The following is a 13,857-nucleotide window of genomic DNA, read 5'->3' on the forward strand; positions in this document are numbered from 1 at the left end:
TATGGAATTAAAAGAAGGTTAGGGGAGTTTATACTTGGAAAAAATTCAGAAACTATTAATCCCAAAAGGTGTAAGAGTTATCGTAATATCTGATATTCATGGCGAATTAAATCTTTTAAAGGAATTATTACATAAAGTTAATTTTAAAGATGATGATTATTTATTTATAAATGGTGACCTTTGTGAGAAGGGGAACGATAGCATTGGCGTCGTAAACTATGTGATGGATTTAGTAGTTAGCAAGCCAAATGTTTATGTAGTTGAAGGGAATTGTGAAGTTGTAGTTGAAGCGCTTGTAAATGAAAATCCTGCGCTAATAAATTATTTATGTACGCGAAAAAATACAATTTTTAATGAATGGCTAGGGCAATTGAACGTTACAGTTAATGAAGAAAGTGATATTTGTGAAGTGAAAAACATATTGATGAGCTATTTTTCAAAAGAAATAAAGTGGCTAACAGAATTGCCGACAGCGATTGAAACAGAAGATTATATCTTTGTACATGCTGGTCTTGAAGATAGAGAGAATTGGAGACAAACAGACAGGAAAAATGCAATTGCAATGCCGGAGTTTTTTAATAAGTCACATAGAGCGGATAAGTACGTAATTGTTGGACATTGGCCTGTTGTGAACTATTCCGAGGAGGCGCCGTCTAACAATCCAGTTATTGATAAGGAGAAAAAAATTATTGCGATTGATGGTGGTAATGCGATTAAAGAAGCAGGGCAATTAAATGCATTTATTATTCAGAGGACAACTTCAGGTGATACGTTTTCTTATACATATGTAGATCATTTTCCGCAGTATGAAGTATTGGCCGATTTTAATGCGAATTCAGTAATGCAGGGCGGGGTTACATATCCGCATTATTATATAGAGCCTGTGGAGAGAATGAAAGGTTTTACCGTATGTAAACAACTAGGAACAAATGAATTACTTCATGTGAAAAACGAGTATATAAAGCAACTTGAATCAGGTGAGTATACAGTGAAAACGGATATTTCTTGTGCACAATTAAGCGTTAGAAACGGGGATGTTGTTTCTCTCATTGATGGTAGTTGTGCCGGATATGATTTAATTAAAAAAGATGGTGTAGAAGGCTGGATAGAGAAAGGAATTCTACTTGAGGTAGAAAAGAAGGGGAATACAATATTTAGCTAAAATGGGAGGGATATAACCTCCTATTTTTTATTAACTATGTTACGAGTTCGTACTTCATCTAATTTTTTCCGAAGTTCCGTTTCTAAATTAAACTCGAAAAAATTGGTTAATTTACATAAATAATTCGTATCTTATAACAAAATTATACAAAATAGAGTGGAGTTTTGTTTTGATTTTTCTGAAAAAATATTATAATTGTATATGAAATAAAGAGGAATGTAGGAGGAAATTATGCAAAACGTTATATTAAAGGGGAACAAAGTTACAATTCGTACAATAGAAGAATCAGATATAAAAGAATTATGGAGTATTGTATATAAGGAAGAGCATCCAGAGTGGAAAAGATGGGATGCACCATACTTTCCGTTCTCAATTCAGGAATATTCATCATACAAAGAGAAATTACAATCACGTTTAAAAGAAGAACCGTTATCAAATCTTATTGTGGAAAATAATGGTCAAATTATTGGGGCAGTAAGTTTTTATTGGGAACATAAACCGACGCGTTGGTTGGAGATGGGGATTGTTATTTATGATCCAACATACTGGAATGGTGGCTACGGTACAGAAGCATTAACACTATATAGAGATTTGCTATTTGAAAATATGGAGATTGGTAGAGTTGGGCTCACAACTTGGTCTGGCAATGAAAGAATGATGAAAGTAGCGGAGAAAATAGGAATGAGCTTAGAAGGTAGAATGCGAAAATGCCGATATTATAACGGGACATACTATGATTCTATTCGAATGGGAATGATTCGTGAAGAATGGGAAGTGCTATGTGTAACGAAGGGGTGAGGAAGCATGTACGCTATTATTGCTACATTTGATTGTGTGTTCACTAATAAAATTAGAGAATTGCAAAATGAATTAACAAATATAATTGGAACAAATCCACTAGCCGGAGTAGAACCACATATTACATTGGCTGATTATAATGAGTTAGATGTTAATTTATATACTGAGAAGTTAGAGGAGTTTGTAGTTTTTCAAGAGAACATTGCTGCTGTAACTTTTCCTTCTGTTGGAACTTTTCCTACTAATAGAACGATCTTTCTAGCACCAACCATTACCGATGAGTTATTAAGACTTCATCATTCTTATCATGATTATTTCAAAGTTTTTCATGATAATCTACAGTCATATTACGTACCAGGAAAATGGGTTCCACATTGCACGATTGCTAATGGGTTAAATTCAAATCAATTTTTAAGTGTAATGGAATATATATATGAAAAGTTTGATGTTACACTAGCTTCGATTGAGAAGTTAAAATTAATTAAGGTAAATTATGAAGATGGTTTTGCCGTTTCTTCTAGTATTTTAGCAGAGTGTAATTTAAAGAGAATGGAGACATCGAGATGACATATGTAATTAGAGAAATGAAGCAAGAAGATATTCATGCTGTACAAAACGTAGCGAAAATAGCTTGGCATGATACTTACGAAGGAATTATTCCGGGAGAGATTCAAGACAACTTTTTAAATGAAGCGTATTCCGATGAAAAAATGAAATATCGCCTTGAAAATACACATTTATTTGTTGCGGAAGAAGAGGGAGAAGTAATTGGCTTTGCAAATTTTTCACCAATTAGACTGCAAAACGAAGCAGAATTAGGTGCAATTTATTTGTTGCCAGATCAGCAAGGGAAAGGGATAGGGACAGCTTTGTTACAAAAAGGGATCACGACGTTAAAAGGGATTCGAAAAATGTACATTCATGTAGAAGCGGAAAATGAAAAAGGAAAACGATTTTATGAAGCAAAAGGTTTTGCGGCTTTAGAGCAATTTGAAGAAGATTTCGAAGGACATATGCTGCAAACAGTGAGAATGGTTTTATACATATAAGGAGGATCAGAAATGAAAATTTTTGATTTCAGTGAAAAAGTGGGAGAGCATATATCAGCATTTCAATCTAACTTTATAATGTCAAAAATATTAAAACATCAAGGGAATATACATATCGGTTCTATGCATCTACAAGAGAATGGAATCATCGGATATCAAGAAGCAGTTGTATCTCAACTGCTTCTTATTGTGGATGGTGAAGGATATGTATGCGGGGCAGATAAAGAAAAAGTGAAGGTAGAAGCTGGACAAGCTGTGTTTTGGGAGAAGGGTGAGTTACATGAGACGAGTACGGAAAAGGGCTTGATGGCAATTGTAATTGAGTCGGAGGGACTTGAGAAAGGAGTTTTAATGAAAGAAGTGGGAAAGTTTGATGATTAAGGTGTGTAAGGAGGAGATTACTATGCACAAAGTTACGCAAATAGTAATCTGTGCAGCAGTACTATTAATCACACTCGCTATGATAAATGGAGAAACGTGGAAAGATAAAGTGGAATTTTAATCCGTGGGGGATGTTCATCCCCCACGGATTATTAGTTGAACCAATCGGGCGCTTACGGGCAGTTGATCTCCCCCTAACTTCTTTGTTCCATCCGAACTTTGAGGTGGGAGTCTTACTGCCCGTTAATGCGGGATAAAATTGTTATTTCGCTAGCTGTTCTTATATTTACTGGATTTTCTCTAGTATGGAACACATTAATTATAAATTTTATGGAGAAATTCAATGGAAAAAGGAGTAAATAAATGCTACCTTTCAAGCGAATGAGAACTATATATTTAATAACAGTACCTATTATTGCACTACTCTCATTATTTTTTCCGCAGTCATTAGGAGATCGTATACTTTCTTTTTTGTACTTGTTTTTGGCGGATTAGCAATTGGATTTACCTATTTAATGGACTTTATTGGAAAAACAAAAGATAAAAGGGAATGAAAATGAAGCTTTTACAAGTGGGAACAGTAGTAAAGTCCAAAGTTGTAGATTTGTAAAATTTGAGAAGACAGATAAGGAGTAGTAAGGTGATGAAGATTCCGAAAATTATAATGGTAATACTAGTTGTAATTTCAGTTGCTGTCGGGCTGATGGGGCCATATTCAATAAAAGAAAAGATTATATATACATTTGGTGTGATCTTTTGGGGAGCAATGGCGATAGGAGCAATTAATTTAATGGAGTATATTAAAAGGAGGATGAGTAAATGAAACTTAGATTGAAGGAGGAATAATAATTAGGATAAGAAACGGGATTATATGTTAGAGATAGTTATGGACTAGGTGGTACCATTAAGTTTGAGGATTAAGAGAGGAGCATATTATTATGCAGCCATTTAAGGTTGGAAAATATATTACATATGTCGCGATTGCTATATTTCTTGTAGTTGCTATTATGTCTCCGTATGAATTACCTAAAAAGGTTGGCTTTATTATAGGTGTTCTTATTTTAGGAGCATGTGCACTTGGTACTAATAAACTTTACGAACGGATGTATAGTAAACTTAATAATAAATAAGACTAATAAAATAGGAAAAAATTATCACGATAATTTTTCCCATGAAGAGCGATTTCAGGAAGAGTAGCCCACACAGGTTGCTCTTTTCTTTATGTACAAATAATCTAGGAAAAGAATACTAGGAATTGCTTCCGTCTCGTTATCAGCTATCTGTGCATTTAATAGTATTGATTAAAATTGCTTCTCTTGAGGAGAGCGAGCTTTCGGATTTTTAAGAGTATAAAAAATATTATTCTGTAAAATTAATTTTCAATGGTAAAATATCCTATATAAATATTTAAAAGGGGAATGACTATGGGAGATATAAAAGTTACTCCTGAACAGTTGCGAAAAGTGGCAGGGACTATTAGATCAACTATCACGAATGCAACTGCAACACAGGAGCGACTAAAACGAGATATTGATATGATTTCTAGTAATTGGTTGGGCTCAACTTATATGAAATTTAATATGGATTTTCGCGATTCATCTTTTAAGATGGCGCAATTTATAACCATATTAGAGCCACTTGAGAAGTTTCTTCTTGATTCTGCTAATAAATTTGAGCAGGTAGATAATATGGATGTTGCTATTGCGATGGCTTCCACCATTTTAACGGGGAAACCTTTTAAAGGGGATTATAAAACACTTACAGGTTCAACAAAAGTAAATACAAGAGGATCGCTATCGTATTAAAACAGAAGGGTCATTACTAGAGGGAGAATATGAACTTTCTGAGAATAGTAAGCTAGGGTTCAAAGCTGGGCATGCAGAGCTAGAGGTGGGACTTCCTTATAAATTTGATACGATAAAAGAAGATGTATTGACAGGAAAGATTCTTGGAGTGAAGGGCGGAGTTACAGGATTCGAGGATAGTCTTTCGTTTAAAAACCCTTATGTTTCAGAAATATCAGTAACACAAAAATTCATAGATGCTTCAGTTGTATACGGGGTTGAGGATTATACGTTTAAAGATGATGCAGAAGTGACAATACAAAAATATGAAGCAAAGCTAGATAGAATTGATATTCCAAATATTATTCCATTTTTTAAAGATCACGATCTCGAAGTGCGAGCTCAATTTGGTTTGGGGACGTTTGGTTATAAGTTTCATGTAGGTCAAGAAACTGGTGCGTATGTTGGTGGTGGTCTATTTGCAAAATTCAAAAAGCGTGGGGAAGAGGAATAAGAGAATGTTTAAATCGTCAAAAATTATTAAAATTGTTGGGTTTATAGCAATGGCTATTGCTAGTTTGTTTTTTCCTTTAGATTTAAAAGGGAAAATTATTATTTTCACTTTTATACTTGTATTAGGTGTAATGTCTCTTGGGACTACAAATTTATTAGAATACATCACTAATAAATTTAAAAAGAATAGAGATAATTAATGTACTTAAATAAGAAAGTATAATTGAGTAATTGCAAGTTTTATGGTAACTGCAGACATTAATATAAAAATTATAAATGTATTTGTAATACTTTTATTTGGTGTAATAGCTATGTGGTCTTAATTGCTTATTGAACACTTTTATCAAAAAATATATAAAGGGGAATGAATAAATGAAACTTTTACCCATCGGAACAGTAGTAAAACTAGAAGAGGTAGAACCGATTATTATGATCATTGGAAGAATGGTTGTATCAGCAGATAAACGTGATTTTGATTATGTGGGCGTTCCTTATCCAGTGGGCTATCTAGGTGATGAAAAAGTACTTTGTTTTAATCATGATAAGATTGTAGAGGAAATGCATAGAGGGTATATGACTGAGAGTGAATTAGTTCTACGTGAGAAATTATTAGAATTGTAGATTAGTTGAAAAATACATATAGATTTAAAAAATAAGATAGGGGAAATAAAATGGGGAAAATAATGAGAACCCTTGTAATCATTGGCATACTTATCCCTCCAGTACTGCTGTGGAGTGTACCTACAATGCCTCTAAATGATAAATTGCTGTTTACAGTTTTACAACTAACTGTAGGATTCAGTACGGTAATTGTATTAGAGATTATATTTAGAAATCGAAAAAAGAAAAGGGTAAAATAGAGATAGATTGCATGGAATATCAGTTGAAAATATATAACATGTATGACTAATAGCTTTACTTGGGTGGTGGCCTACTGGTCGCCTCTTTTAACGTTATCTCCCTGGTAATGGAGGGCTGATTTTTTATTTAACAAAGAAAAAAGGAGCAATCAAGCATGTTTAAACAAGGGCGCATTTTAATGTGTATTTTTACCGCAGTGTTATTTTTTTCTTCCTTCTTCTTTCCGCAGCCAATGGGAAAAAGGGTTTTAACAGCTATTGTTGCTCTAATTATTGGTGGAGTAGGTATTGGAATTTCCTATTTATTAGAAAATTTCAGTAGCAAGTCGAAAAATATATCTAAATAAGAACAGAGAATAACGATAAAGCGTTCCTAATTGGTTCAGTTGTAAAGATAAAAGATTTAAATTGTTTTTTTATGTTATAGAAATTAACAAGAGTTAACAAGCATAGTATATCATATAGTAACGACAAGCGGAGTACATGTGAATAGATATTAGTTATACGCAGAAGAGGCTACTTATAATAGGCAGCCTCTTCTGCGTGTATTATGCATTATTATCGATACATCGTCCACATCCCAATATCTTTAAATCCTAATCGTTTATAAATCCGTCCAGCAGCTGGGTTGTTATAAAATAAGCAAAGCGTTCGGCCTTCTTTCGTAAAGTCTTGGATCATTTTCTGTAATATGAGCGAAGCATATCCATTCCCGCGATAATTTGGGTGTGTACATACACCAACTATCATAGCGGATAGTGAATTTTCAGCGGAAGTAGAAGCAGATGCGATAATAGCACCGTCTTTTTCAATATAATATGTACGTCCTGTATTTGTTTCGAGAGCTTGTCTTAATATTTTCTCTGATTCATTAGCAGTCGGGAATTCAGCGATGTCACTTCGTAATTTCATAATTCGTTCTATATCATCGAGTGAGGCAAGTTTAATTGTTTCATGAATTGGTGTGCTAGGTAAGTTGCTGTCATTTAGACATTCGCAAAAATACATTTCATTTTTGGCGCCTAGTTGTACACTTGGAGCAGTTTCAAATCTTTCTACAATAGTTGACTTGCCAGAGAGTTTAAGCGGCTTATATGCGGAAAGAAGTGCCTCATAGTCAGTAACCACAAACTCTTCTTTACTATACGGTATAAATGTATCGTGAAAGCGAAGTAAAATCGATTTTAATGTTCCATTCTCTTTATATACGCCCCATAATTCTTGAAAGTCTGTTTCATAACCGAAAGCTTCTAAATCCCCAATAATAAACAAGTTAAGGGCTGCTTCTTCTTTTAGGTAAGCGAATACTTGTTCATGATCTTTCTTTGTTAATTTTCTCATCATAAAAAATCGACCTCTTTTTTATTTTTCTAAATATTACAACTTAAGTTTTTTGAAATCAATATAAAATTTTATGTTTAGTTCACCAACTTTCGGAAAAACTAGGAAAGATATGACAAAGGAGGTTATGAACGGTGGATCATCCAATTCAAGGGTTAATGAAAGCGGCAATGGAAAATTTAAAAGAAATGGTCGATGTAAATACGATTGTTGGAGAGCCTGTTCAAACGGCTGACGGTGGTGTAGTGTTAACGGTTTCTAAAGTAGCGTTCGGTTTTGGAGCAGGAGGTTCTGATTTCCAAACGAATGATGGACAAAGAGCGAACGGTAACCCTGCATTTGGTGGCGGTAGCGCGGGTGGTGTTTCTATTACACCAGTAGCATTTCTAGTCGTGAATAAAGACGGGGTAAATATTCTTCATTTACAAAATGCGACACATTTAGCAGAAAAAATAATTGAATTAGCTCCACAAACAATTGATAAAATTCAATCGATGTTCCAAACAGATGAAAAGAAAGAGGGAAATCATCACCCTCAAAACCCAGATGAAATCCTTTAAAAACGCCTGCTCATAAGCAGGCGTTTTTTCTTGTAATCAGTATGTAATAAAACACATGAAATTGTAAATAGTTTTTGAAGTTTTTTCTATGTTTCTAAAATTTTTCATGTTAAAATATGCTATAGAATTGAAACATATAAAACGAAGGTGGCTAGGTGCTTTGTCTGGAGGATCTGACCAAGTAAACAATATGATATATATTAATGGTAATCGTCGGGGTCATTGTTTTATTACATCTGGAATTACGTTTAAAGAGTTTGCAAGTAACATCCCTTCACCGCTTCATCAAGTATTGCTTTTAAAGCATAATTTTGAGTGGACAGATTTTCATTATCATACTTTATTTGAATATGTTGAGGAAGAAAACATACATAAACTCATTCAAGCAGAGATTGATGAATTTGATGAATTTTGTTGGGTAGATTTCGATGATGCAAGCGATTTAGATGAGTTAGAGCCAAAAGAAATTGCAGAATTATTATATTTGGCTCACAAAAAAGAACCACTTGGAAGAACGTTCTTCCCATTGTTGAAGAATAGATTCGTTTATTTTTCACATGATGACGGTTGGTACAACAAAGTGTATTACCGTAGAATCGGTGATTTTGTAGGAATGCTGAGTAAAGTGATTCCATATAAACTCGGTTCGTTTGGAAAGAAACGTTTTACTTTCTTCCAAAAATCAAAAATTTTCCCAGCAATTTCAAAGGAAGTTATCCTTGGGCTTATGCCGTTAATGGAAGATGGATTATACATTGATTTAGCGGGGAAAATTGAGTCGAGAAGAGGTCTTGAAATTCCGGTATATGTAGTAGGATCATTCGAAAGTACGGATGAGGTACTAGATAATATCGATGAATTGAAAGCGGAAGCAACAGAAACGGGTTGGCTCATTTTTGATAAGAAAGAACAAGAGTGGCAATGGGTTGTAGACTAAGAAAACTTGGCGCATGAAGTCAAGTTTTCTTGTCTTTTGAAAGGAGAACAAATGAAGAAATATTATACAATTGTGGGTATTATAAGTATTATTCTCGTGGCAATATTACTTATAACTTGTCCGAAAGAATCAGATTTTAAATTGTATTTAGAGGATAAGTATGCATTAAAATGTGACGAGAGTAGCTTTGAATGCACGCAAAATGTAGATGAAAAAAAAGAGAAATTACAGTTTGAAAGTATTGATGCACGAAATGGTGTTTTCTTTATGACTGTAAAGCAAACGTATAAAACAGAAGCTGGTGTTACGAAAGAATATAGCGGAGTAGGTATATTCGGTACATTTCTTTTTGTTTCAGAGAAGACTTTCTAGTAATAGAAGGTCTTTTTTTTATGCTTATGTTCATATAGATGAAGTAAGACAAGCATAGGAGGGGTATTGATGAAGAAGGGATGTATCGTTTGTGGTGGTGAGGAGTTTTTTTCTTCAACATTATATGCACGTACGAAACAAGATTGGGCATATGCGCCAAACATGTACCGATTTGAAAAGGTGTTTATTGAGCATAGAGATGAAGAAAATTATCCAGTTTTTCAAGAAATTACAGCGAAGCATTGTTGTGGATGCGGTCATATTATGTTGTATCACGAATGAACACACCAAGTATAACTTGGTGTGTTTTTTTTAAAACGCTGACAAAGCAAGCGGATAGAGTAAAGTAAATAAAACAGAAAAACTACCAAAACCAATTGCGGTATATCCAAGTGTTCTCGCTCCAAAATTGACAGCTAATAAGCCAACTAAAATAGCAAGGGAGCCGAGTGTAACAGGATAAAAAGCAATGGAGAATAACGAAAGAAATAATGCGACATAGCCGATCATTGCACCGGTATTTGTACCTTCTATTTCATTTGCAATTTCTTTGCGCTCATGTCTAATCGGAATACCAGCCGGAGATATTTCAGCTGCATACTCTTCGTTTTTTTCACCACTTTTAAAATGATGATTTCTCTTTCTTCGCATGTACATCCCTCTCTTTCAATTGGGTGTATCTATAGTATCTTTCATAAGGAGCAGAACATGAGTATGAGTTAAACCCAAGTAAAGCAAAAATTGGAGAAAATAGATTCCGTTGTTATCCTGTTTATCCCGCTATTTGCCGTGCAGTAAGACCCCCACCTCAAAATTCGGCTGGAGCAAAGAAGTTAGATGGGAGTCGGGCTGCCAGTAAAAGCCCGATTGGTTCAAATAATAATCAGTGGGGGACGAACAAACACCCCCACTGATTAAAGTTTCACTTTATCTCCTTATGAAGATAAACAGGGATTTTGGAACATGATGTAGAATGAAATGAATGATAATACGTGAAGGTAGGGGAATGTATGGCGAAGTTTAATTGGCATGAATCGGCAGAGAAAAAATGGGATAACAATGCAGAGTTTTGGAATCAAAATAGTCAAGAAATGTGGGATAGCGGGAGCAGGAGTACAATCATTCCATTTTTTGAGCAGTACGTGGAAAAGGAAGTACAAGTGTTAGATGTTGGCTGTGGTGATGGGTATGGTACATATAAATTAAGTCTTACTGGCTACAAAGCGGTTGGGGTGGACTTATCGGAAGTTATGATTCAAAAGGGTAAGGAGCGCGGAGAAGACCCAAACTTATCTTTTATAAAAGGTGATCTTTCTTCATTACCATTTGAAAATGAGAAATTTGAAGCAATTATGGCAATTAATTCTTTAGAATGGACCGAGGAGCCGTTGCGAGCATTAAATGAAATAAAGCGTGTTTTAAAGAAAGATGGATACGCATGTATTGCAATTTTAGGACCGACAGCAAAACCGAGAGAGAACAGTTATCCACGCCTATATGGCAAAGACGTTGTTTGCAATACGATGATGCCTTGGGAATTTGAACAGTTAGCAAAAGAACAAGGATTTGAAGTTGTAGATGGTACCGGCGTATATAAGCGCGGAGTAAATGAGAAGATGTTAGGTCAGCTACCTACAGAGTTACAACAAGCGTTAACATTTTTATGGGTATTTATGTTAAAAAGCGTATGACGAAATAGAAGAATTTTAGGAGGTAAATAAGTGCAGAAAATACAAAAAACTGATACAATATCATCAGAATCAATTAAAGGGGGACTAGGGTATATGACAACTACTACAACAGTTAAATCTGATATTGAAATCGCACAAGAAGCAAGTATGAAGAAGATTCAAGAAATTGCAGCTAATTTAAATATTTTAGAAGAAGAACTAGAGCCATACGGACATTATAAAGGCAAGTTATCTCTTGATATTTTTAAGCGTTTACAAGATGAGAAAGACGGTAAAGTTGTTTTAGTAACAGCGATTAACCCAACTCCAGCAGGAGAAGGTAAATCAACAGTAACAGTTGGTTTAGGTCAAGCTTTTAATAAAATTGGTAAGAAAACAGTAATTGCACTTCGCGAACCATCTCTTGGACCAACAATGGGATTAAAAGGCGGAGCAGCAGGTGGCGGTTATTCTCAAGTAGTACCAATGGAAGACATTAACCTTCACTTTACTGGAGATATTCATGCGATTACAACTGCCAATAACGCATTAGCAGCGTTTATTGATAATCATATCCAACAAGGAAACACACTTGGAATTGATACGCGTAAAATCGTTTGGAAACGCTGTGTTGACTTAAATGATCGTGCCCTTCGTAACGTAGTAATTGGCCTTGGTGGACCGGTTCAAGGTGTACCACGTGAAGACGGTTTTGATATTACAGTAGCATCTGAAATTATGGCCGTATTCTGCCTTGCAACAGATATTCAAGATTTAAAATCACGTCTATCTCGCATTGTTGTCGCTTATAATTTTTCAAATCAACCTGTAACAGTTAAAGATTTAGGAGTAGAAGGAGCGTTAACACTTCTATTAAAAGATGCATTAAAACCGAACTTAGTACAAACATTAGAAAATACACCAGCTATCATTCATGGCGGACCATTTGCGAATATCGCTCACGGTTGTAACAGCGTTATCGCTACGACAATGGCAGCAAAATTAGGTGATTATGTTATTACAGAAGCTGGATTCGGTGCAGATTTAGGTGCCGAGAAGTTTTTAGATATTAAAGCACGTGCAGCTGGTATTAAACCAGAAGCGGTAGTTATTGTTGCGACTATTCGTGCGCTTAAAATGCACGGTGGTGTGGCGAGAGATCAATTAAAAGAAGAAAATGTAGATGCGTTAGCAAAAGGTATGGAGAACTTACAGAAGCATGTTGAAACAATTCAAAGCTTCGGTGTTCCTTTCGTAATTGCCATTAACAAATTCATTACTGATACAGATGCAGAAGTTGCATACTTACAAGAATGGTGCAATGAGCGTGGCTATGCAGTATCCTTAACAGAAGTTTGGGAGAAAGGTGGCCAAGGCGGAGTTGACCTTGCTGAGAAAGTGTTAAAAGAAATTGAAAAAGGTGAAAACAACTACGCACCACTTTATGAATTAGAATTACCATTAGAAGAAAAAATTCGTACAATTGCTCAAAAAGTGTACGGCGCAAAAGATATTGAATTTGCTCCGAAAGCACGTAAGCAATTAGCTCAATATGAGGGAGAAGGTTGGAGTAACCTACCGATTTGTATGGCGAAAACACAATACTCTCTTTCAGATGATGCAACAAAATTAGGTCGCCCATCTGACTTTATCGTTACAATTCGTGAATTAAAACCATCTATCGGTGCAGGGTTTATCGTTGCGTTAACAGGAACAATGTTAACAATGCCAGGCCTTCCAAAACAGCCAGCTGCGCTGCAAATGGATGTAAATGAAGATGGAAAAGCAGTAGGTTTATTCTAAAAGGTTGTAATTCATCTCGTTTATCTGTAAACTATATATACATCAAGTGGCGCCTTTCCATCGAAAGGCGCCTGTTTTTTGGAGGAAATTATGTTTGATCCAACTGCTTTTGAAAATTTAAAGGTAATTGTGGAAGGAGCTGTCTATGATTTCGATTTACACGGTGATATTCTCGTAACGGATCGAAAAGATGTGATGGACCTTGCTTCATTAAGTCGTATGTATAGTATTTCATTTCAACTAACAGAAACATTTAAAACGATGGTAGAGGCGACATTTTCACTATCTGTTGATGCAAAGAATTTATCAGGTGAAATATTAGAAGTACCTCAGTTTATACCAGGTTGTGAAATGAAGCTGGAATTCTCGTTCGAAATGGAGCAACCAGAGATAGGATGCGAAGAAATTGAAACTTTATTGCATTCTATATGGGGAAAAGAGCGAATGATTACGCAAAAAATTTCATACGAATATAATAAGCAAGCGATTTCATATCATAATAAGGTAGAGGTTCTATTTCAAAAATCGATTACAGAAGACCATGTTGATGATTTAATAGCTGTTATTTCACACATGATAGAAACGGTGCGAACAATACAACATTTTCTTCAAAAATAGAGATAAAGG

The 13,857-nt window shown here is 35.0% G+C and carries 20 protein-coding genes and 2 pseudogenes; 20 read left to right on the forward strand and 2 right to left on the reverse strand.

Annotation, left to right across the window (positions count from 1 at the left end; all coding sequences use genetic code 11):
- Positions 1 to 34: 34 nt before the first annotated feature.
- From MKY70_RS10715 to MKY70_RS10775, 13 genes and pseudogenes are all read left to right on the forward strand, one after another.
- Positions 35 to 1,162, forward strand: a complete 1,128-nt coding sequence (locus MKY70_RS10715; protein ID WP_341024167.1) for a metallophosphoesterase — start codon at positions 35 to 37, stop codon at positions 1,160 to 1,162.
- A gap of 231 nt (positions 1,163 to 1,393) precedes the next feature.
- On the forward strand, positions 1,394 to 1,960 hold the full coding sequence (locus MKY70_RS10720; RefSeq protein WP_088032674.1) for a GNAT family N-acetyltransferase: 567 nt from the start codon (positions 1,394 to 1,396) through the stop codon (positions 1,958 to 1,960).
- A 6-nt stretch (positions 1,961 to 1,966) separates the two neighbouring features.
- Entirely contained in the window at positions 1,967 to 2,527 is a 561-nt protein-coding gene (locus tag MKY70_RS10725; protein ID WP_341024168.1) for a 2'-5' RNA ligase family protein, read from the forward strand.
- Entirely contained in the window at positions 2,524 to 3,009 is a 486-nt protein-coding gene (locus MKY70_RS10730) for a GNAT family N-acetyltransferase (RefSeq protein WP_002127033.1), read from the forward strand. The genes MKY70_RS10725 and MKY70_RS10730 overlap by 4 nt, the downstream gene beginning before the upstream one ends.
- A 12-nt stretch (positions 3,010 to 3,021) precedes the next feature.
- Positions 3,022 to 3,390 (forward strand): cupin, encoded by a 369-nt coding sequence (locus MKY70_RS10735; RefSeq protein ID WP_341024169.1) that lies wholly within the window; start codon positions 3,022 to 3,024, stop codon positions 3,388 to 3,390.
- Positions 3,391 to 3,753: 363 nt separating this feature from the next.
- A pseudogene (locus MKY70_RS10740) lies at positions 3,754 to 3,944 on the forward strand (hypothetical protein).
- Between the two features lie 89 nt (positions 3,945 to 4,033).
- On the forward strand, positions 4,034 to 4,213 hold the full coding sequence (locus tag MKY70_RS10745; protein WP_000701193.1) for a hypothetical protein: 180 nt from the start codon (positions 4,034 to 4,036) through the stop codon (positions 4,211 to 4,213).
- Between the two features lie 115 nt (positions 4,214 to 4,328).
- Entirely contained in the window at positions 4,329 to 4,520 is a 192-nt protein-coding gene (locus tag MKY70_RS10750) for a hypothetical protein (RefSeq protein WP_001182258.1), read from the forward strand.
- A 294-nt stretch (positions 4,521 to 4,814) separates the two neighbouring features.
- Positions 4,815 to 5,688 (forward strand): annotated as a pseudogene (locus MKY70_RS10755) (WXG100 family type VII secretion target).
- A 4-nt stretch (positions 5,689 to 5,692) separates the two neighbouring features.
- The gene (locus tag MKY70_RS10760) at positions 5,693 to 5,887 is read left to right on the forward strand and encodes a hypothetical protein (RefSeq protein WP_000477204.1); all 195 of its coding nucleotides are present in this window, start codon (positions 5,693 to 5,695) and stop codon (positions 5,885 to 5,887) included.
- 172 nt (positions 5,888 to 6,059) lie between these two features.
- Complete coding sequence (locus MKY70_RS10765; RefSeq protein ID WP_000771626.1) at positions 6,060 to 6,308, forward strand: DUF4176 domain-containing protein; 249 nt, start codon at positions 6,060 to 6,062, stop codon at positions 6,306 to 6,308.
- A 50-nt stretch (positions 6,309 to 6,358) separates the two neighbouring features.
- On the forward strand, positions 6,359 to 6,547 hold the full coding sequence (locus MKY70_RS10770; RefSeq protein ID WP_000516426.1) for a hypothetical protein: 189 nt from the start codon (positions 6,359 to 6,361) through the stop codon (positions 6,545 to 6,547).
- Positions 6,548 to 6,702: 155 nt separating this feature from the next.
- The gene (locus MKY70_RS10775) at positions 6,703 to 6,894 is read left to right on the forward strand and encodes a hypothetical protein (protein WP_000476179.1); all 192 of its coding nucleotides are present in this window, start codon (positions 6,703 to 6,705) and stop codon (positions 6,892 to 6,894) included.
- A 211-nt stretch (positions 6,895 to 7,105) separates the two neighbouring features.
- Here the strand turns inward: MKY70_RS10775 and MKY70_RS10780 are convergent, their stop codons facing one another.
- Positions 7,106 to 7,891: a GNAT family N-acetyltransferase gene (locus MKY70_RS10780; RefSeq protein ID WP_002141436.1), complete on the reverse strand. Its 786-nt coding sequence runs from the start codon at positions 7,889 to 7,891 to the stop codon at positions 7,106 to 7,108.
- 131 nt (positions 7,892 to 8,022) lie between these two features.
- Between MKY70_RS10780 and ytfJ the strand changes: the two genes are divergently transcribed.
- From ytfJ to MKY70_RS10800, 4 genes are all read left to right on the forward strand, one after another.
- On the forward strand, positions 8,023 to 8,448 hold the full coding sequence (gene ytfJ, locus MKY70_RS10785; protein WP_002127061.1) for a GerW family sporulation protein: 426 nt from the start codon (positions 8,023 to 8,025) through the stop codon (positions 8,446 to 8,448).
- A gap of 160 nt (positions 8,449 to 8,608) precedes the next feature.
- The gene (locus MKY70_RS10790; protein ID WP_002085994.1) at positions 8,609 to 9,385 is read left to right on the forward strand and encodes a hypothetical protein; all 777 of its coding nucleotides are present in this window, start codon (positions 8,609 to 8,611) and stop codon (positions 9,383 to 9,385) included.
- A 51-nt stretch (positions 9,386 to 9,436) separates the two neighbouring features.
- Entirely contained in the window at positions 9,437 to 9,757 is a 321-nt protein-coding gene (locus MKY70_RS10795) for a hypothetical protein (protein ID WP_341024172.1), read from the forward strand.
- Between the two features lie 69 nt (positions 9,758 to 9,826).
- Positions 9,827 to 10,039 carry a hypothetical protein gene (locus MKY70_RS10800; RefSeq protein ID WP_002012518.1) on the forward strand — a complete coding sequence of 71 codons (213 nt, stop codon included), beginning with the start codon at positions 9,827 to 9,829 and terminating at the stop codon, positions 10,037 to 10,039.
- Between the two features lie 30 nt (positions 10,040 to 10,069).
- On the opposite strand, the gene MKY70_RS10805 is transcribed toward MKY70_RS10800, so the two are convergent.
- Positions 10,070 to 10,408: a hypothetical protein gene (locus tag MKY70_RS10805; protein WP_001253195.1), complete on the reverse strand. Its 339-nt coding sequence runs from the start codon at positions 10,406 to 10,408 to the stop codon at positions 10,070 to 10,072.
- Positions 10,409 to 10,767: 359 nt separating this feature from the next.
- On the opposite strand from MKY70_RS10805, the gene MKY70_RS10810 reads away from it, so the two are divergent.
- The 3 genes from MKY70_RS10810 (at position 10,768) to MKY70_RS10820 (ending at position 13,848) form a co-directional block, all read left to right on the forward strand.
- Positions 10,768 to 11,448, forward strand: a complete 681-nt coding sequence (locus MKY70_RS10810; RefSeq protein WP_341024174.1) for a class I SAM-dependent methyltransferase — start codon at positions 10,768 to 10,770, stop codon at positions 11,446 to 11,448.
- A 93-nt stretch (positions 11,449 to 11,541) separates the two neighbouring features.
- Positions 11,542 to 13,230, forward strand: coding sequence for a formate--tetrahydrofolate ligase (locus MKY70_RS10815; protein WP_002031556.1), 1,689 nt, complete (start codon positions 11,542 to 11,544; stop codon positions 13,228 to 13,230).
- 90 nt (positions 13,231 to 13,320) lie between these two features.
- Complete coding sequence (locus tag MKY70_RS10820) at positions 13,321 to 13,848, forward strand: hypothetical protein (protein WP_002065080.1); 528 nt, start codon at positions 13,321 to 13,323, stop codon at positions 13,846 to 13,848.
- The last annotated feature ends 9 nt before the right edge of the window (positions 13,849 to 13,857 follow it).

The sequence above is a fragment of the Bacillus sp. FSL R9-9492 genome, assembly GCF_038007365.1.
Taxonomy (GTDB): Bacteria; Bacillota; Bacilli; order Bacillales; family Bacillaceae_G; genus Bacillus_A; species Bacillus_A mycoides.